Source organism: Pseudonocardia kunmingensis, from assembly GCF_006716445.1.
GTDB classification, from domain to species: domain Bacteria; phylum Actinomycetota; class Actinomycetes; order Mycobacteriales; family Pseudonocardiaceae; genus Pseudonocardia; species Pseudonocardia kunmingensis.
The window spans coordinates 361,300-378,976 of record NZ_VFPA01000006.1 but is presented as its reverse complement, the minus strand read 5'-3'; the positions used below and the strand labels follow the sequence as shown (position 1 = coordinate 378,976).

General features: G+C 74.1%; 18 protein-coding genes and 1 pseudogene. 8 read left to right on the top strand and 11 right to left on the bottom strand.

The window, feature by feature from the left end; all coding sequences use genetic code 11:
* Nucleotides 1-33: 33 nt before the first annotated feature.
* A pseudogene (locus FB558_RS45010) lies at nt 34-342 on the bottom strand (alanine dehydrogenase); the annotation flags it as partial.
* A gap of 54 nt (nt 343-396) precedes the next feature.
* Between FB558_RS45010 and FB558_RS45005 the strand changes: the two are divergent.
* A complete protein-coding gene (locus FB558_RS45005) occupies nt 397-1,068 on the top strand; it encodes an RNA polymerase sigma factor (protein ID WP_170231749.1) in 672 nt (223 codons plus the stop codon).
* Nucleotides 1,069-1,157: 89 nt separating this feature from the next.
* Here FB558_RS45005 and FB558_RS38305 read toward each other — a convergent pair whose 3' ends face one another.
* Nucleotides 1,158-2,372 (bottom strand): cysteine desulfurase-like protein, encoded by a 1,215-nt coding sequence (locus tag FB558_RS38305; RefSeq protein WP_246107064.1) that lies wholly within the window; start codon nt 2,370-2,372, stop codon nt 1,158-1,160.
* Between the two features lie 38 nt (nt 2,373-2,410).
* Nucleotides 2,411-3,973, bottom strand: a complete 1,563-nt coding sequence (locus FB558_RS38300) for a hypothetical protein (RefSeq protein ID WP_142062946.1) — start codon at nt 3,971-3,973, stop codon at nt 2,411-2,413.
* Nucleotides 3,974-4,372: 399 nt separating this feature from the next.
* On the opposite strand from FB558_RS38300, the gene FB558_RS38295 reads away from it, so the two are divergent.
* Both FB558_RS38295 and FB558_RS38290 read left to right on the top strand, forming a co-directional pair.
* Nucleotides 4,373-5,488 carry a WD40/YVTN/BNR-like repeat-containing protein gene (locus FB558_RS38295; RefSeq protein WP_142062943.1) on the top strand — a complete coding sequence of 372 codons (1,116 nt, stop codon included), beginning with the start codon at nt 4,373-4,375 and terminating at the stop codon, nt 5,486-5,488.
* Nucleotides 5,485-5,787, top strand: a complete 303-nt coding sequence (locus FB558_RS38290) for a MoaD/ThiS family protein (RefSeq protein ID WP_142062940.1) — start codon at nt 5,485-5,487, stop codon at nt 5,785-5,787. Before FB558_RS38295 ends, FB558_RS38290 begins: the two co-directional genes overlap by 4 nt.
* Nucleotides 5,788-5,792: 5 nt before the next feature.
* Here FB558_RS38290 and FB558_RS38285 read toward each other — a convergent pair whose 3' ends face one another.
* Complete coding sequence (locus FB558_RS38285; protein ID WP_142062937.1) at nt 5,793-6,413, bottom strand: L-threonylcarbamoyladenylate synthase; 621 nt, start codon at nt 6,411-6,413, stop codon at nt 5,793-5,795.
* Nucleotides 6,414-6,475: 62 nt separating this feature from the next.
* Nucleotides 6,476-7,462 carry an L-glyceraldehyde 3-phosphate reductase gene (mgrA, locus tag FB558_RS38280; protein WP_281288718.1) on the bottom strand — a complete coding sequence of 329 codons (987 nt, stop codon included), beginning with the start codon at nt 7,460-7,462 and terminating at the stop codon, nt 6,476-6,478.
* Between the two features lie 118 nt (nt 7,463-7,580).
* Here mgrA and FB558_RS38275 point away from each other — a divergent pair, with 118 nt between their 5' ends.
* Entirely contained in the window at nt 7,581-7,931 is a 351-nt protein-coding gene (locus FB558_RS38275) for a hypothetical protein (protein WP_142062932.1), read from the top strand.
* Here FB558_RS38275 and FB558_RS38270 read toward each other — a convergent pair.
* The 4 genes from FB558_RS38270 to FB558_RS38255 all read right to left on the bottom strand — a co-directional run bounded on the left by FB558_RS38270 (nt 7,928) and on the right by FB558_RS38255 (nt 12,323).
* Nucleotides 7,928-9,055 (bottom strand): L-talarate/galactarate dehydratase, encoded by a 1,128-nt coding sequence (locus tag FB558_RS38270; protein WP_246107063.1) that lies wholly within the window; start codon nt 9,053-9,055, stop codon nt 7,928-7,930. The genes FB558_RS38275 and FB558_RS38270 overlap by 4 nt on opposite strands.
* 43 nt (nt 9,056-9,098) lie before the next feature.
* Nucleotides 9,099-10,427 (bottom strand): enolase C-terminal domain-like protein, encoded by a 1,329-nt coding sequence (locus FB558_RS38265; RefSeq protein ID WP_142062926.1) that lies wholly within the window; start codon nt 10,425-10,427, stop codon nt 9,099-9,101.
* On the bottom strand, nt 10,427-11,341 hold the full coding sequence (gene kdgD, locus FB558_RS38260) for a 5-dehydro-4-deoxyglucarate dehydratase (protein ID WP_142062922.1): 915 nt from the start codon (nt 11,339-11,341) through the stop codon (nt 10,427-10,429). Before kdgD ends, FB558_RS38265 begins: the two co-directional genes overlap by 1 nt.
* A gap of 88 nt (nt 11,342-11,429) precedes the next feature.
* Nucleotides 11,430-12,323: a LysR substrate-binding domain-containing protein gene (locus FB558_RS38255; RefSeq protein ID WP_142062919.1), complete on the bottom strand. Its 894-nt coding sequence runs from the start codon at nt 12,321-12,323 to the stop codon at nt 11,430-11,432.
* A gap of 100 nt (nt 12,324-12,423) precedes the next feature.
* On the opposite strand from FB558_RS38255, the gene FB558_RS38250 reads away from it, so the two are divergent.
* From FB558_RS38250 to FB558_RS38240, 3 genes are read left to right on the top strand one after another with little or no spacing between them, the layout of a single operon-like run.
* On the top strand, nt 12,424-13,440 hold the full coding sequence (locus tag FB558_RS38250) for a tripartite tricarboxylate transporter substrate binding protein (RefSeq protein WP_142062917.1): 1,017 nt from the start codon (nt 12,424-12,426) through the stop codon (nt 13,438-13,440).
* Between the two features lie 13 nt (nt 13,441-13,453).
* Nucleotides 13,454-13,960, top strand: a complete 507-nt coding sequence (locus FB558_RS38245; protein WP_142062914.1) for a tripartite tricarboxylate transporter TctB family protein — start codon at nt 13,454-13,456, stop codon at nt 13,958-13,960.
* A 7-nt stretch (nt 13,961-13,967) separates the two neighbouring features.
* Nucleotides 13,968-15,491, top strand: coding sequence for a tripartite tricarboxylate transporter permease (locus FB558_RS38240; protein ID WP_142062911.1), 1,524 nt, complete (start codon nt 13,968-13,970; stop codon nt 15,489-15,491).
* Nucleotides 15,492-15,497: 6 nt separating this feature from the next.
* Here FB558_RS38240 and FB558_RS38235 read toward each other — a convergent pair whose 3' ends face one another.
* Together FB558_RS38235 and FB558_RS38230 are read right to left on the bottom strand one after the other, a co-directional pair.
* The gene (locus FB558_RS38235) at nt 15,498-15,794 is read right to left on the bottom strand and encodes a hypothetical protein (protein WP_142062908.1); all 297 of its coding nucleotides are present in this window, start codon (nt 15,792-15,794) and stop codon (nt 15,498-15,500) included.
* 169 nt (nt 15,795-15,963) lie between these two features.
* Nucleotides 15,964-16,878 (bottom strand): dihydrodipicolinate synthase family protein, encoded by a 915-nt coding sequence (locus tag FB558_RS38230; protein WP_142062905.1) that lies wholly within the window; start codon nt 16,876-16,878, stop codon nt 15,964-15,966.
* A gap of 98 nt (nt 16,879-16,976) precedes the next feature.
* On the opposite strand from FB558_RS38230, the gene FB558_RS38225 reads away from it, so the two are divergent.
* Entirely contained in the window at nt 16,977-17,675 is a 699-nt protein-coding gene (locus FB558_RS38225) for a GntR family transcriptional regulator (protein ID WP_211367134.1), read from the top strand.
* Nucleotides 17,676-17,677 lie beyond the last annotated feature (2 nt).

The window sequence follows — 17,677 nt, the reverse complement described above, 5'->3', positions numbered from 1 at the left end:
GACGGAGTACACCCCCGGTGGGGGTGCGTTCACTCAGGCGACGAGGGCGGGCGGCTCGGAGTAGGGCAGGCCCAGGTCGTGGGCCACCTGCAGGTTCGTGAGCGCGCCGGCGTGGGTGGACAGCCCCGCGGCGAGCGCCGGGTCACCCGCCACCGCCTCGGCCCAGCCGAGCTCGGCCAGCCGCAGCACGGAGGGCAGGGTCGCGTTGGTCAGCGCCCGGGTCGACGTGTGCGGCACCGCGCCGGGCATGTTGGCCACGCAGTAGAAGACCGACCCGTGCACCGGGTAGGTCGGGTCCGCGTGCGTCGTGGGGCGGGGGTCGGCGAAGCAGCCACCCTGGTCGCCCCCGCACCGACCTGCGCGGACCGGTCGGCCGCTGCCCTTAGGATGAGGCCCATGAGCGTGGGGGGCGGCGGGGCGAGCGACCTGGTCGAGGAGTTCCCGCTGCTGACCCGGCTGCTGCGCTCCGCGGCCGAGCGGGGCGAGGGCACCGTCCTGGGCATGGCGCCGCCCGGGCGCTCCCGCATCGGGCGCGTCTCGCGGGTCGACGGCGCCGCGTTCGCCGAGCGGCTCGCCGCCGCCTACCGCGAACGCTCCCCCGCGATGGTCCGCTACGCCACGCGCAAGGTCGGCGACGCAGGCCGCGCCGAGGACGTCGTGCAGCGGGCGTTCGAGAAGATCCTGCGCCGGCAGCAGGGCGACCCGCCGGAGATCACGAACATGCAGGCCTACGTGCTCACCGCGGTCTGCAACGAGATCAACCGCGAGCTCCGGGAGGTCATCCCGGCCCGCGCCGACGTCAGCATGGACGATCCCGACCGCGAGAACGAGGCACCCAGCGCGCCGGTCGACGTCTCCACCCAGGTCGCCGACGCCCACCTGCTCCGCGACGCCCTCGCCGCGCTCGCCCCCCGCGAGCGGGAGGCCGTCGTCATCCGCATGCAGTGGCAGCTGAGCGTGGCCGAGACGGCCGAGGTGATGCAGCTGTCGACCGGTGCGGTCAAGCGCTACACCTCGGACGGGCTGCGCCGCCTGCGCGAACGCCTCGACCCGGCGTTCGTGGCGTAGTACCGGAGGTTCTCTCCCACCCGGACGAACGGCACTCTCGTCGCTACCTAGCCGACGAAAGTGCCGTTCGTCATCTGGACGGGCGGGCACTAGGCCCGCAGGAACTCCTCTAGCCCGTCGAGCAGCCGGTCGACGTCCGCGTCGTCGACGTAGGGCGCCAGGCCGATCCGCAACGCCCCGGCGTCGCCGAAGCCCAGCCGGCGCGACGCCTCGATCGCGTAGAACGAGCCCGCCGGGGCGTGCACCCCGCGCTCGGCGAGGAACGCGTAGGCGCCGGCGGGCTCCCGGTCGGCGAACGACACGAGCAGCGTGGGTGTGCGGTGCGCCGCCCGCGAGTGCACGGTGACACCGGGCATCCGGGCGAGTCCCTCCTCGATGCGCTCCCGCAGCCGGTCCTCGTAGGCGCCGATCACGCCCAGTGCGCGCACGAGCCGCTCACGCCGTTCGCCCGCCGGGCCGCCCAGCGCGGCCAGGAAGTCGACGGCGGCCGTGGTGCCCGCCAGCAGCTCGTAGGGCAGGGTGCCGAGCTCGAACCGCTCCGGCACGACGTCGGTGGAGGGCAGCAGCTTCTGCGGGTGCAGCCGCTCCAGCAGCGCGGACGAGGCGGCGAGCACCCCGCAGTGCGGGCCCAGGAACTTGTAGGGCGAGCAGACGTAGAAGTCGGCGCCGAGCGCCTCCAGGTGCACGGGCTGGTGGGCGGTGGCGTGGACGCCGTCGACGTAGGCCAGCGCGCCGGCCTCGTGCGCCAGGTCGGTGATCGCCCGCACCGGCGGGCAGGTGCCGAGCAGGTTCGAGGCCGCCGTGACCGCCACGAGCCGGGTGCGCGGTGAGAGCACGGCCGCGACGTCCTCGGCGGCGAGCTCGGCGGTGGCCGGGTCGAACTCCGCCCAGCGCACCCGCGCCCCGACCGCCTCCGCGGCCTGCACCCAGGGACGGATGTTGGCGTCGTGGTCGAGGGAGGTGACGACGACCTCGTCGCCGGGCTCCCACGTGGCCGCGAGCGTGCGGGCGGCGTCGTAGGTCAGCTGGGTCATGCTGCGTCCGAACACGACACCGGCCGGGTCCGCGCCGAGCAGGTCGGCCACGGCGCGACGCGCCGACACGACGATGTCGTCCGCGGTGCGCTCGGCAGCGGTGATGCGGCCCCGGTTCGCCAGCGGCGACACGAGGGTCGCCGCCACGGCCTCGGCGACCGCGCTGGGGACCTGGGACCCGCCGGGCCCGTCGAAGTGCGCGTAGCCGGCCGTCAACGCGGGGAAGTGGCTGCGGACCGCCTGCACGTCGTAGGACACATCAGAGCACATACCCGCACCCTGTCACGTTCCCCCGACAGCCGGGCGGATCACCAGTCCTCGTGCTCCGGCAGTCCTTCGCCCTCGGCGCGGTGGCGACCCTCGCGCAGCCCGCGCTGGTAGGTGCTGAGCCGGTCGCGGACGCGGTCGGGCACGCGCTCCGCGGGGCCGCTGCTCGGGGATTCGGTGGTGCGCGGCGGCGGCACCAGCTGGTCGCCCGGCCGGCGGCGGGGCAGCCCGCTGGACGTCGTGGGCGTGGGCTCGGGGCGCGCCGCCCTGGCCGCGGCCTCCCGCCACTCGTCGTCCTGCGGGGTCTCCCAGTCCAGCGGGCCCGATCCGGGCCGCGCGGCCGCGCCGCCCTCCTCCTCGCCCTCCTTGAACCAGGCGGACGCGATCGCCTCGAAGATCGGGGTGGCGTAGCGGTCGTCGATCGGTTCCAGCGGGAGGTCGAGCAGTGGACCGAACAGCTCGTCGACCCGGGACGAGGAGGACGGCGAGTAGGCCGGTGACTCGTCGAACGACAGCGTCGGCCTGGCGGCCGCGCCGTTCGCCCCGCCGTGGGTGGCGCCGTTCGCGCTGCCGTTCAGCGCGCCGTTCGCCGACCCGTTCGCGCTGCCGTTCGTGGCGCCGTTCGTGGCGCCGTTCGTGGCGCTGTACGGGCTCTCCGCGGCCCGCGCCGCAGCGAGGTAGGACGGACCGATACCCGCACCGGTGAGCTCCGCCGGCAGCTGCGGCAACGCCGGCCCCGGCCGACGGGGCGGGGTGGGCTCCTCCTGCACGGTGACCGCGGCGGGCGGGCAGTGCACGCTCGCGACGAGGCCGGACCCGGGCGAGGGGGTGTCCGCGAGGTGACGCAGCGTGACGCCCGCGCGGGAGTTGCGGGCGAGCTGCGCGGCCGCCGCGGCGGCCCGGCGCGCACCGGTGGTGTCGGGCTCGTGCCGCGCCTCCGCATCGGCCACGACGTCGACGGTGACCCCGCGGCCGTCGAAACCCTCGTCCACCCGCGCGGCCAGCTCGAGCCGGGCCCCCGCGTGCGCGGCGGCGGCGTGGGTCACGAGCTCCGCCAGCACCTGCAGCAGCTCGGCGGCGGCACCGGGCGCGACGAGGGCGGCGGGACCGGGCCGGACCTCGACGAGGCGCGGCTCGTCCGCCGAGGCGACCGCATCGGCGAGCAGCTCCCCGAGGCGCCGTGGACCGCCGTCCCGCACCACGGGTTCGGCCCCGCTGAGCAGCAGCACGCTCGCGGTGTCGCGGCGCATCAGGCGGACGTCGTCCTGTAGCTCGGCCAGCCCGGGCACCCCGTCGGCCTGCAGCCGCTCCAGGAGCCGGAGGTGCTGGTCGAGGCGGTCCTGGAGGCGTCGGGCGACACCCGCGGTGGGGTCCTCCTCGACCTGCGCGCGCGGTGCGGGGACGGGAGCGGGGCGCTCGGCGTCCCACCGGTCGCCACCCCGGCGGTCGACGTCGCGGGCGTCGGCGTCCCGGGGATCGACGTCCCGGGGATCGACGTCCCGGGGTTCGAGGGCCCCGCCGCCGGGCTCCCAGCGGTCGGAGCGCGCAGCGGCGCCGAGGTGCGCGAGGTAGCCCGAGTCTCCCTCGTAGCCTCTGTCGCCCACCAGTCGGTCCTCTCGCACGGTCGATGCGGTCGCGCCGGCTCCCGCGCCGCCGGACGTGACGTCGATCACGCCCGGGCAACGCTGCCGGATGTCCTGGCGAGGCGACGCTACCTCGCGACGAGCCTTGTCCGGCCGCCACGCCGGAGAGTGCGCTCAGGGCGCGCCTTCCTGCGACGGGCGGCCTCCACGGCTCCTGACCAGCGCCGGACGTCACGCACCGTAGCCCATTCAGGTGCCCTCCGACTACGCCTCGCGAGGCGAGCGGCCGCTCTGCGGCGGTCAACTGATATCGGGGCGCCCCGACCGATGAATCCCGGCGCCGACGGGAGTCACCAGTCTGCGCCGGACGCGCGAGGAGGTCCGGCGGTGACGCGAACGACGGGTGCGAGGAGGACGGCCGTGACAGCGGTACGAGTACTGGTGGGCACGCGCAAGGGCGCGTTCGTGCTGACCGCCGACGGGAAGCGGGACCGCTGGGAGGTGCAGGGCCCGCACTTCGCGGGCTGGGAGGTCTACCACGTGGCCGGCTCCCCCGCCGCGCCCGAGCGGCTCTACGCCTCGCAGTCGGGAGGCTGGTTCGGGCAGATCATCCAGCGTTCGGACGACGGCGGCGCGACCTGGGCACCGGTGGGCAACGAGTTCGCCTACGCCGGCGTGCCCGGCACGCACCAGTGGTACGACGGCACGCCGCACCCCTGGGAGTTCGCGCGGGTGTGGCACCTCGAGCCGTCGGCCACCGACCCGGACACCGTGCTGGCCGGCGTCGAGGACGCGGCGCTGTTCCGCAGCACCGACGGCGGTTCCTCCTGGCAGGAGCTGCGCGGGTTGCGCGAGCACGGCTCGGGGTCGCAGTGGCAGCCGGGAGCGGGCGGGATGTGCCTGCACACGATCGTCGTCGACCCGCGCGACCCGGCCCGGATGCACGTGGCGATCTCCGCCGCGGGCGTCTTCCGCACCGACGACGACGGCGGCACGTGGCAGCCGGCCAACCGCGGGCTGCGCTCCGAGGGCATCCCCGACGACGACGCCGAGGTCGGCCACTGCGTCCACAACCTGGCGATGCATCCCGACCGCCCGGACACGTTGTACATGCAGAAGCACTGGGACGTGATGCGCAGCGACGACGGGGGCGCGCACTGGTACGACATCGGCGACGCCCTGCCCACCGACTTCGGGTTCCCGATCGAGGTGCACGCCCACGAGCCGGACACCGTCTACGTCGTGCCCATCACCAGCGACTCCGAGCACTTCCCGCCCGAGGGCAGGCTGCGGGTGTTCCGCAGCCGCACCGGCGGCCACGAGTGGGAACCGCTCACGACGGGACTGCCGCAGCAGCACTGCTACGTCAACGTCCTGCGCGACGCGATGGCGGTCGACGGGCTCGACGAGTGCGGCGTGTACTTCGGCACCACGGGCGGCCAGGTGTACGCGTCCCCCGACGCGGGCGACACGTGGGCACCGATCGTGCGGGACCTGCCGGCGGTGCTGTCGGTGCAGGTCCAGATGCTGCCGTGAACGCGGTACGGGTCAAGCTCCCGGCCCACCTGCGCAAGCTCGCGCAGGTGGACGGCGAGGTCGCGCTCGAGGTCAGCGGTCCGGTCACCCAGCGGTCGGTGCTCGACGCGCTCGAGGCCCGCCACCCCGTCCTGCGCGGCACCATCCGCGACCACACGACCCTGCGCCGGCGCGCCTTCGTGCGGTTCTTCGCCTGCGAGGAGGACCTCTCCCACGACGAGCCGGACGCGCTGCTGCCGGCCGCCGTGGCGGCAGGCCGGGAGCCGTTCCTGGTGGTGGGCGCGATGGCCGGCGGGTAGCGCGGCTACTCGAACCGCCCGGGGTCGCCCGCGCCCCTGCGGACGATCTCGGGCTCGGGGCCGGAGAAGTCGACGACCGTAGTGGGCTCGGTGCCGCAGTCGCCGGAGTCGAGCACCGCGTCCAGCGCCGTGTCGAGCCGCTCCTTGATCTCCCAGCCCTGGGTGAGCGGCTCGGGCTCGTCGGGCAGCAGCAGGGTGGAGGACAGCAGCGGCTCGCCCAGCTCCGCGAGCAGCGCCTGGGCCGCCGTGTGCTGCGGGATGCGCACGCCGACGGTCTTCTTCTTGGGGTGCAGCAGCCGCCGCGGCACCTCCTTCGTGGCCGGGAGGATGAACGTGTACTGGCCGGGGGTGGCGGCCTTCACGCTGCGGAACACCCGGTTGCTGATCTGCACGAACTGCCCGAGCTGGGCGAAGTCGCGGCAGACGAGGGTGAAGTGGTGCTTGTCGTCGAGCCGGCGGATCTCCCGGATCCGCTCGATCCCCTTCGGGTCGCCGAGCTGGCAGCCCAGCGCGAAGCAGGAGTCGGTGGGATAGGCGATCAGGCCGCCGTCGCGGACGATCGAGGCCACCTGCCCGATCGCGCGTCGCTGGGGGTCGACCGGGTGGACATCGAAGTACCGCGCCATGCCGCGGAGCGTAGGACGCCCGAGCCGTTCCCGTCAGTCGGGAACGCCCGATCCGGTCGAGATCAGGGCAGATGGCGCTCGATCTCGGCGAGCTCCTCGTCGGTGAAGTCGAGGTTCGCGGTGGCCGCGACGGTGTCCTCCAGCTGCCGCACGCTGCTCGCCCCCACCAGCGCGGAGGTGATCCGCCCGCGCCGCAGCACCCAGGCGATCGCCGTCTGGGCCAGCGTCTGGCCGCGGCCCTGCGCGACGGCGTTCAGCGCGCGGACGGCGGCGAGGCGCTCGGCGGTGATGCCCTCCGCCGCCAGGAAGGGGCTCGCCCCACCGGCGCGGGAGTCGGGCGGGACGCCGTCGAGGTACCGGTCGGTCAGCAGGCCCTGGGCGAGCGGCGAGTAGGCGATCGAGCCGGCACCGACCTCGTCGAGCACGTCGAGCAGCCCGTCCTCCACCCAGCGGTCGAGCATCGAGTAGCGGGGCTGGTGGATCAGCAGCGGCGTGCCGAGCCCGGCGAGGACGCGCGCCGCCTCGCGGGTCTGCTCGGGCGAGTAGTTCGAGACCCCGACGTAGAGGGCCTTGCCCTGCTGCACGGCCGAGTGCAGGGCGCCCATCGTCTCCTCGAGCGGCGTGTCCGGGTCGGGACGGTGGGAGTAGAAGACGTCGACGTACTCCAGGCCCATCCGCCCGAGGCTCCGGTCGAGGCTGGCCAGCAGGTTCTTGCGCGAGCCCCACTCGCCGTACGGGCCGTCCCACATGAGGTAGCCGGCCTTCGTCGAGATCAGGATCTCGTCGCGGTAGGGGCGCAGGTCGGCGGCGAAGTGCCGGCCGAAGTTCTCCTCGGCCGACCCGGGCGGCGGGCCGTAGTTGTTGGCCAGGTCGAAGTGGGTGACGCCGAGGTCGAACGCGCGGCGCAGCACGGCGCGCTGGGTCTCCTGCGCCTTGTCGTGGCCGAAGTTGTGCCACAGGCCCAGCGACACGGCGGGCAGCCTCAGGCCACTGCGCCCGGCACGGCGGTAGGGCATGGCGTCGTAGCGCGCCGGGTCGGCGACGTGCACCGGGACTCCTGACTGTCGGGGCCGCCCATGATCCCAACACCGCCCGACGGTGGCACCCGCGGGTGCCGATGTCCTGGAAACCCCCGCTCTTGTCGGTGGGTTCTGGGAGGATCGCCCCATGCCGGACGAGGACGACGCCGAGCGCAGGCTGCGCAAGCTCGCGCTCCAGCACGCGGAGACGCGCTGGCTCGCGCTGCGCCTCGACAACGACGCCAAGGAGATCCGCGGGACCCAGCGCGAGCACACCCGGCGGTTCGACGGCATCGACCGGCGACTCGACGGCATCGACGGCCGACTCGACGGCATCGACGGCCGACTCGAGGGCATCGACGGCCGACTCGACCGGGTCGACCGCGAACTGCAGGAGCACGGCGGACGGTTCGACTCCCTCGAGACCTCGATGCGGTCCCTGACGCAGATGGTCGGCCAGGTGCTCGAACGCCTCCCGGAGAGCCCGGACAAGCACTAGCGCGAGGTGCCCACCGTCTCCCTGGCCACCGTCCACTCCCGCGCCTGCTCGCTGAGCGTCACGCCCAGCCCCGGACGGTCGGACAGGTGCATCCGGCCGTCGCGGATCTCCAGGCGTTCCGGGAACAGCGGGTAGAGCCAGTCGAAGTGCTCCACCCACGGCTCGAGCGGGTAGGCGGCCGCGAGGTGGACGTGGATCTCCATCGCGAAGTGCGGCGCCAGCTGCAGGTGCCGGTGCTCGGCGAGCGCGGCCAGCTTGAGGAACTGGGTGATACCGCCGATGCGCGGGGCGTCGGGCTGCAGGACGTCCACGGCGCCGTGGCGGATCAGCTCGGCGTGCTCGGCCACGCTGGTGAGCATCTCGCCGGAGGCGATCGCGGTGTCCAGTGCACCCGCGAGCGCGGCGTGGCCCTCGGCGTCGTAGGCGTCGAGCGGCTCCTCGATCCAGACCAGCCCGAACTCCTCGAGCGCCCGGCCGACGCGCATCGCGGTGGGGCGGTCCCACTGCTGGTTGGCGTCGACCATGAGCGGCACGGCGTCCCCGATGTGCTCGCGGACCGCACGGACCCGGCGCAGGTCCTCGGCGTGGTCGGGCTGGCCGACCTTGATCTTGATGCCGCCCACGCCGGACTCGAGCGTCCGGGTCGCGTTGTCGCGCACCTGCTCGACCGACTCGTGCAGGAAGCCGCCGGAGGTGTTGTAGCAGCGCACCGAGTCGCGGTGGGCGCCGAGCAGCTTGGCCAGCGGCAGCCCGGCCCGCTTGGCCTTGAGGTCCCACAGGGCCACGTCGAACGCCGCCAGCGCCTGGGTGGCGGCGCCGCTGCGCCCGACGGAGGCGCCCGCCCACACCAGCTTCGTCCACAGCCGGCCGATGTCGCTGGGGTCCTCGCCGATCAGGTCCGGCGCGACCTCCCGGGCATGGGCGAACTGCGCCGGTCCCCCGGCCCGCTTGGAGTAGCTGAACCCGACGCCCTCGTGGCCGGCCTCGGTGGTGATCTCGGCGAAGAGGAAGGCGACCTCGGTCATCGGCCGCTGGCGGCCGGTGAGCACCTTGGCGTCGCTGATGCCGGCACCGAGCGGCAGGGTCACCGAGGAGAGCGTGACGGAGGTGATCCGGTCGAGCACGGGGAGCTCCTTCTCGATCAGCGGAGTCGATCAGCGGAGTCGATCAGCGGACGAAGCAGGGGTGCTTCGGGTCGAACCGCCAGTCCGGCACGAGGTACTGCATCGCGGCCGCGTCGTCGCGCGCGCCGAGCCCGTGCGCGAGGTAGCGCTCGTGCGCCGCGTCCAGGGCGTCCCGGTCGAGCTGCACGCCCAGGCCGGGCGCGGTCGGCACCGCGATCCGCCCGTCGACGATCGGGAGCGGCTCGCGGGTGAGCGCCTGCCCGTCCTGCCAGATCCAGTGCGTGTCCAGGGCGGTGACCGGGCCTGGAGCGGCCGCGCCGACGTGGGTGAACATGGCCAGGGAGATGTCGAAGTGGTTGTTCGAGTGCGAGCCCCACGTGAGCCCGAACTCGGCGCACAGCTGGGCGACGCGCACCGCGCCGCGCATCGTCCAGAAGTGCGGGTCGGCCAGCGGGATGTCGACGGCGCCGGCGCGCACGGCGTGCGCGAGCTGCCGCCAGTCGGTGGCGATCATGTTGGTGGCCGTGGGCAGCCCGGTGGCGCGGCGGAACTCGGCCATGACCTCCCGGCCGGAGAAGCCGTCCTCGGCGCCGACCGGGTCCTCGGCGTAGGCCAGCACGCCGTGCAGGTCGCGGCACAGCGCCACGGCCTCGGCCAGCGGCCACGCCCCGTTCGGGTCCAGCGTCACGCGCGCGTCCGGGAAGCGCGCCGCCAGGGCGCGCACCGCGGCGATCTCCTGCTCGCCCGCGAAGACCCCGCCCTTGAGCTTGAAGTCGGCGAACCCGTACCGGGCCTGCGCGGCCTCGGCGAGCGCGACCACGGCCTCCGGGGTGAGCGCGGGCTCGCGCCGCCGCCGCTCCCAGTCGTCGGCCGGTCCCTCCTCGGCGACGTAGGGCAGGTCGGTGGCGCGCCGGTCGCCGACGTAGAACAGGTAGCCCAGCACGGGCACCTCGGCGCGCTGCTGCCCCTCGCCGAGCAGCTCGGCCACCGGCACCCCGAGGTGCTGGCCGAGCAGGTCCAGCAGCGCGGACTCGAGCGCCGTCACCGCGTGCACGGTGGTGCGCTGGTCGAAGGTCTGCACGCCGCGGCCGGTGGCGTCGCGGTCGCCGAACGCGTCGGCGACCCCGCGCAGCAGCCGCCCGAACCGCGCGACGGGCTGCCCGACCAGCAGCGGCGCCGCGTCGGAGATCGTGCGCCGGATCGCCTCGCCGCCGGGCACCTCGCCCAGCCCCGTGCGGCCCTCGCTGTCGGTGACGACGGCGACGGTGCGGGTGAAGAACGGGCCGTGCGCGCCGCTGAGGTTGAGCAGCATGCTGTCGTGGCCTGCGACCGGGACGACCTCGACCCGCGCCACGGTGGGGCTCGCGCCCATCAGTCGACCTTCGAGATCAGCGCCGCGAGCTCCCCGCGCTCGTCGTCGGTGAGGTCGGTGAGCGGCGGGCGCACCCGGCCGCCGTCCCGGCCGACCGCCGTGAGCCCCGCCTTGACGATCGAGACCGCGTACCCGCGCCCGCGGTCGCGGATGTCGAGGTAGGGCAGCACGAACTCGTTGAGCATCCCGTAGACCGCGTCGCGGTCCTGGCGTCGCACCGCGGCGTAGAAGCGCAGCGCGAACTCGGGCAGGAAGTTGTACAGCGCCGAGGAGTAGGTGCTCACCCCCAGCTGCAGCAGCGGGAGGGCGAACGTCTCGGCCGTCGGCAGGCCGCCGATGTAGATCAGCCGCTCGCCGACCCGCGCGTAGGTGCGGGTCATCTGCTCGATGTCGCCCACGCCGTCCTTGAGCCCGACCAGGTTCGGGTTGCGCTCGGCCACCTCGGCGACGGTTGCGTCGGTGAGCACGGCGTTGGCCCGGCTGTAGACGATCACGCCGAGCTCGGTGGCCCGGCAGACCGCGCTGACGTGCTCGGCCAGGCCGCGCTGGCTCGCCTCCGTCAGGTACGGGGGGAACAGCAGCACGCCGGACGCGCCGGCGTCCTGGGCCGCCCGCGCCTGCGCGACCGACGCGGCGGTGCCCCCGGTCGCGGGCGCCACGACCGGCACCCGGTCACCCGCCTCGTCCACCGCGGCCCGCACCACGCGGTCCACCTCGGGCGGGGTGAGCGAGAACCCCTCCCCCGTGCCGCCCGCCGCGAACAGGCCGGCCACGTCGAAGCCGGTCTGCCAGGCCAGGTGCTCCCGGTAGCGGCGCTCGTCGAACTCCAGGTCGGCGTCGAAGTGGGTCACCGGGAAGGAGAGCAGGCCGGACCGGAGCCGGTCGGCGAGCACGTCCGGAGGCAGCAGCGTCACGGCGGCAACCGTAGGAAGCCGCGACGATGCCTGTCCAAGAGCACTTCCGCATGACCCGATACCGTCCTTGCATCAACCACGGCATCGTTCACGGCATCGCCGCCACGCCCTCCAGCACCCGCACGGCCCGCCACAGCGCCGGGTTGGCCGAGTCGCGCGTCCACAGCAGGTGCAGCTCGACGGGCTCGGGCACCGGCGTGGCCAACCGCACGAAGCCGACCCCGTCGATGCCCAGGCGCTTCGCGGACGCGGGCACGAACGCGATCCCGCGCTCCGCGGCCACGAGCCAGAGCATCGTGAGCACCTGGCTGACGGTGTGCACGATGCTCTCCTGCGGCACCGGGACGATCCCGGCCACGAGGTCGTAGAAGTAGCGCGCCCGCGTGGGCGAGTGCATGACGACCGGAGCGCCGGCCAGGTCGGCGGCGGTGGCCTCGCGGTCGAGCGAGAGCAGCGGGTGACCCGCAGGCGCCGCGACGTACATCGCCTCGCGGTGGAGCAACCGCGAGGCGAAGGTCTCCTGGTCGAACGGCGGCCGGGCGAGCCCGAGGTCGATCTCCGCGTGCGCCAGGCCGGCCACCTGTTCGCGGGTGACCATCTCCTCGAGGTCGAGATCGACGTCGGGCAGCTCGCGGGCCAGCGCGTTGAGCAGCCGCCCGAGGATCCCGTAGGTCGACGCGGCGGTGAACCCGATGCGCACCACGCCGCTGGACCCCGACGAGACGCGCCGCGCCATCTCCGGCGCCGAGTCGGCGAGCGCGAGCAGCCTCCGGGCCTCCACGAGGAAGACCTGGCCCGCGGCGGTGAGGCCGACGCGGCGGTTGTCACGCACGAGCAGCTGCACCCCGACCGCGCGCTCCAGCTTCTGGACCTGCCGCGACAGCGGCGGCTGCGTCATCTTCAGCCGGGCCGCCGCCCGCCCGAAGTGCAGCTCGTCGGCCACGGCGACGAACCCGCGCAGCTGCTCGAGCGTGTACGCCATGCTCTCACGGTATCAATCCATGCCCCATGGGTTGTGGACAGGCATGACAGGCGTTCCTACGCTGCCCCGCAAGGTCCGGTATCTCGATGAGGAGAACGACATGCGCAGCAACGCCGGACGCCGGTGGTCGGCCACCGGGATCGGGATCGCCCTCGCGCTCGCGCTCACCGCCTGCGGCGGGAACCTCGACAGCGGGGGCGGCGGAGGCGGCGAGGACGCGGCCTTCCCCGGCGGGGAGCCGATCACGATGCTCGTCGGGCAGGACCCCGGCGGCAGCACCGACCTCATCGCGCGGGCACTGGCCGACCCCGCCTCCGACGACCTGGGCGTCCCGATCACCGTCGAGAACCGGCCGGGTGCCAACGGGACGCTCGCCGCCCGCGAGCTCGCCGGTGCCGCGCCCGACGGGCACACGCTCATGATCTACAACGGCAGCCTCGCCTACATCACCCCGCTCGCGGTCTCTCCCGACGAGGCGGTGGACATCGCCGACTACGAGATCGTCACCGGCATCTCCCAGGACGACTACGTCCTCGTGACCGCGCCGGGCTCGGGCTTCACGACGGTGCAGGACCTGGTGGCCGCGGGCCGCCCGATCACCTACGGCACCACGGGTGTGGGCACCGGCAGCCAGCTGTCCCAGGCGCTGCTGTTCGCCCAGGCCGGCATCGAGGCCAGCGCCGTGCCCTTCGACGGCGGCTCCCCCACCCTCACGGCGGTGCTGGGCGGCCAGGTCGACGTCGGCTCCATCCAGCTCGGCGAGGCGGTCGAGCAGATCGAGGCCGGTGCGCTCACCCCGATCGTCACCTTCGCCACCGAGCGGCCCTCGTACCTGCCGGACACGCCCACGGCGGTCGAGGCGGGCTACGACGTGCCCGTGCAGCAGTCCCGCGCGGTGTTCGCCCCGAAGGGCACGCCCACCGAGGTGCTCGACGCCCTGCGCGCCTCCTTCCAGAAGGTGTTCGCCTCACAGCCCTACCAGCAGTTCAACGCCGACAACCAGCTCACCCCCAACGAGGTCGACGGCGACGAGCTGCGCAGGCAGTGGACCGGGAGCCTCGACGACTACCGCCGGGTCACCGAGCAGTACGGCATCCAGCTGGGCGACAGCCAGTGACGGCGGCTCACCGGTGACCGCCGAGCGCCTGACCGACGCCCTGCGCGAGGTCGAGGCGGCCGAGCACGAGGGCCGCCCGCCCGCCGCCGGAAGGACGAGCAACGTCGTCACCGCGCTCGTCGTGCTGGCGCTCGGGGTGGCGGCCCTGCTCGGCTCGCTCGCGCTCGGCCCGGGCAGCCCCGCCGACCCCGACACCGGCACGTGGCCGCTGCTGGTCAGCGCCGTGCTCATCGTCCTCGGGGTCGCACTGCTCGCCGTCGTGCGCCGGACCCACGACGCGGAGCGGTTCTCCCGGGCCGGCTGGCTGGTGCTCGCCGCGGTGGCCACGATGGTCGCGTTCGTGGCCGTCCTCGAGGTGATCGGCTTCGAGATCCCGGCGGCCCTGCTCACGTTCGTCTGGCTGCGGTTCCTCGGGCACGAGGGCTGGCGCACGTCGATCGTCACGAGCGTGGGCGTCGTCGTCGCCTTCTACGTGGTGTTCGTCGGGCTGCTCTCGGTCCCGATCCCCCACCTGTTCTAGGAGCCACGTGGACCTCGCCCCCGTCGTCGACGGCTTCTCGGTCGTCCTGGAGCCGACCAACCTGCTGTTCTGCCTGATCGGCGTGCTGGTGGGGATGCTGGTCGGCGTGCTGCCCGGCCTCGGCCCCGCGGCCACGATCGCGATCCTGCTGCCGGTGACCTTCGGGCTCGAGCCGGTCACCGCGATCATCATGCTGGCCGGCATCTTCTACGGCGCCCAGTACGGCGGCACGATCACCTCGGTGCTGCTGCGGCTGCCCGGCGAGGCGTCCTCGGTCGTCACCGTGTTCGACGGGCACGCGCTCGCCCGCCAGGGCCGGGCGGGCAGCGCGCTGGGCATCGCGGCCATCGGCTCCTTCGTCGGCGGCACGGTGTCGGTCGTCGCGCTGTCGCTGCTCGCCCCGCTGGTGGCCGGTTTCGCCCTCGACTTCGGCCCGCCGGAGTACACCGCGCTCGCCCTGCTCGGCATCCTGCTGGTCGCCACGATCTCCGGTGGCGGCCGCCTCAAGGCCGTGATCGCGGCCTGCGTCGGCCTGCTGCTGGCCACCGTCGGCCGCGACGGCTTCACCGGCGCGGAGCGGTTCACCTTCGAGAACCTGTCGCTGGCCGACGGCCTGGACTTCGTGCCGATCGCGATGGGGCTGTTCGGGCTCGGGGAGATCCTCCACAACCTCGAGGAGCGCCACCGCGCGACCCAGGCGCCCGCGCGCGTCGCCGACGTGTGGCCCTCCCGCGCGGACCTGCGCCGCTCCTCGGGCGCGATCGCCCGCGGCTCGGTGCTCGGCTTCGTCCTGGGCGTCCTGCCCGGCGGTGGCGCCACGCTCTCCTCGCTCGCCGCCTACGCCGTGGAGAAGCGGCGCGCGAAGCAGCCGGAGCGCTTCGGACGGGGCGCGATCGAGGGCGTCGCCGCGCCGGAGACCGCCAACAACGCCGCCGCGACCTCGTCGTTCATCCCGCTGCTGACGCTGGGCATCCCGGCGAACGCCACGATGGCCGTCATCTTCGGGGCGCTGCTCATCCAGGGCGTGAGCCCCGGCCCGCAGCTGGTCACGCAGGAGCCCGAGCTGTTCTGGGGCGTGGTCAACTCGATGTACGTGGGCAACGTCCTGCTGCTGATCATGAGCATCCCGCTGGTCGGGCTGTTCGTGAAGATCCTGCGGGTGCGACCCACGATCCTCGCCCCGATCACCGTGCTGATCACCCTGATCGGCGTCTACACGGTGAACAACGCCGTCTTCGACATCGTCCTCGTGATCGTCTTCGGCGCGCTGGGTTACCTGATGAAGAAGCTCGGGTTCGCCCCGGGCCCGCTCGTGCTCGCGTTCGTGCTCGGCTCGCTGCTCGAGGACAACCTGCGCCGCTCACTGATCATCTTCGAGGGCGACGTGACCGGGTTCGCCACGCGCCCGATCTCCGGCACCCTGCTGGCGGCCTTCCTGGTGGTGGCCCTGTTCCCGGTGGTGCGGGGCGTGCTCGCCCGCCGCCGGACCCCGTCGGTGCACGACGCGCCGCGCACCGACGCCCGCTCCTGACGGGGTTCAGTCGTCGTCCTGGTCGGCGCCGTCGCCCGCGGGGACCGCATGGGCCGCTTCCCACCGCTCCCGGCGCTGCGCCGCGAGGTCCGCGAGCCGCGGCCCGCGCAGCGCGTCCACGATCCGCAGGACGACCGCGCCGAGCGAGAGGCACTCGAACCCCGCGAGCATGAACCTGATCAGCGGCGTGACGCTCGTGCCGCTCACTGCCACGAGCAAGGTGAACATGCCCGCCCTCCTCCGGCTCTCCCCGATCCGCAGCTCGGCGATCGGGTGGCCGACGTCCGGGAGGGCGGGGGTCACAGGGCGAGCACTGGACCGTCGCTTCCCGGGTCCCGGTCGGCGAGGTCCATGGGAGCACGGTTCTCACGGGCCGGAGCGCGATGCCGCCCGATCGGGTGATGCGGCGCGACGGAGGCGTCCTGACCAGGCACGGAGCGTGGCCGCGCCCGGCCGCAGGCACCGGAACCGTTCACCGACCGACCCGATCGGCCGACGCGTGCGGGGTGCGGGCCAGGTGCTCGCGCAGCACCGGGAGCAGCGCCTCCGGAGCGGCGGCCGCGGGCGGCCGGACGGCGGGGGTGTCGATCAGGCCGCGGTGCACGAGGCTGTGCTTGCGCAGCGCCAGGGCGATGCCGGCCTGGAACTCGAAGTTGACCAGCGGCAGGTAGTCGCGCCACACCTCGCGCGCGGCGCCGAACCCGCCCTCGCGGTACGCCGTGACGCACGCGAGCAGGCCCTCCGGCACCGAGAACCCGGTCATCGCCCCGGCCGAGCCGACCGCGAGCTCGTCGAGCAGGCCGGTGCCGCCCAGCCCGCCGAACACGGGCACGGAAAGCCCCGCCACCAGCGCGGCGACGGCGGGCGGGCTGGGCGAGGACTCCGACTTCACCGCCACCGCCGCCGGCACCCGACGCACGGCGGCCACCAGGTCGGCCGTCGCGATCGACACCCCGCTGACGACCGGGTAGTCCTGCACCACGATGCCCTGACCGGTGCGCTCGGCGACGGTGTTCAGCTGCCGGACCACCGCGTCCGGGTCCGGCGAGCCGACGTGCACCATCAGCCCGGCCGGCGGGCGGCCCAGCACGTCGAGGACGTTCGCGGCCTCGGCGCAGGCCGCCTCGGCGTCGAGCGCGGACAGCCCGATGACCAGCGGGAGGTCCGGCGCCGCCGCGGCCACCGTCGCCGCGACGGTGCGCCGCTCGTCCGGGGTGAGGCGGGCCGCCTCCCCGAACACGCCGAGCACGGTGAGGCCGGTGGCTCCGATCCGCACGTAGTGCTGCACCTGCCGGGTCAGCGACGCGGTGTCGACGGCGGCGGCGTCGGGCGTGAGCGGGGTGGCGAGGACACCCCACACCCCGGGGGCCAGCGGCTGGACGGTCATGGACTTCCCTTCGTCGTGGACGGTGACGGGCTGCGCCGGTAGCCTCGCCCGGATCCATGAGATAGTCAATTGTCAACAATCAACCGTCGGAGGTCGCTGTGCCCGGGCCGCTCGACCAGCTCTCCCTCGTCACCCAACCCAGCCCGGCGCTGTCCGCGACCGTGGTGCCCGCGATCCGGCAGATGATCACGGCAGGCGTCCTCCCGCAGGGCGCGCACCTGCGGGAGGCCGAGCTCGCCACCGCGCTGGGCATGAGCCGCGGGCCGGTCCGCGAGGCGCTCGTCGAGCTCGCGCGCGAGGGCCTGGTCGTGCTGCGCCGCCACCGCGGCGCCCAGGTGATCACCCTCACCACCGAGGACGCCGAGGAGGTCTACACGCTGCGCCTTGCCCTGGAACGCCTCGCCGTCGAGCGGGCCTGCTCCCGGCTCGCCGATGCCGACCTCGCCGACCTCGACGCCACCCTCGAGCGGATGCGCCACCTCGCCGGCGACTACTCCCCCGACCTCGCGGTCGAGCTCGACCTCGCCTTCCACGACGTGCTCGTCCGGGCCGCCGGGCACGGCCGGCTCGAGCGGTCGTGGCAGCAGGTCCGCAGCCAGATCGCGATGTTCCTGCGCGACCGGCACCTCGCCCGCCGCGACTTCCACGAGATCGCCCACCCCGAGCACCAGGCCGTGCGCGACATCGTCGCGGCCGGGGACACCGCGGCGGCCGCCGCGGCGATCGAGACGCACCTGATGGGCGCCTACGAGCGTCTGGTCGAGGCCCGCACGGAGCCGGGAACAGGATCCGCATGACG

Excerpts from the sequence above, each read along its gene's own strand:
- FB558_RS38285 (WP_142062937.1), bottom strand. The coding sequence starts at position 6,413 with ATGGCGCGGTACTTCGATGTCCACCCGGTCGACCCCCAGCGACGCGCG.
- FB558_RS38275 (WP_142062932.1), top strand. The coding sequence starts at position 7,581 with ATGCCGGACGAGGACGACGCCGAGCGCAGGCTGCGCAAGCTCGCGCTC.
- FB558_RS38305 (WP_246107064.1), bottom strand. The coding sequence starts at position 2,372 with ATGTGCTCTGATGTGTCCTACGACGTGCAGGCGGTCCGCAGCCACTTC.
- FB558_RS38230 (WP_142062905.1), bottom strand. The coding sequence starts at position 16,878 with ATGACCGTCCAGCCGCTGGCCCCCGGGGTGTGGGGTGTCCTCGCCACC.
- FB558_RS38265 (WP_142062926.1), bottom strand. The coding sequence starts at position 10,427 with ATGGGCGCGAGCCCCACCGTGGCGCGGGTCGAGGTCGTCCCGGTCGCA.
- FB558_RS38255 (WP_142062919.1), bottom strand. The coding sequence starts at position 12,323 with ATGGCGTACACGCTCGAGCAGCTGCGCGGGTTCGTCGCCGTGGCCGAC.
- FB558_RS38250 (WP_142062917.1), top strand. The coding sequence starts at position 12,424 with ATGCGCAGCAACGCCGGACGCCGGTGGTCGGCCACCGGGATCGGGATC.
- FB558_RS45005 (WP_170231749.1), top strand. The coding sequence starts at position 397 with ATGAGCGTGGGGGGCGGCGGGGCGAGCGACCTGGTCGAGGAGTTCCCG.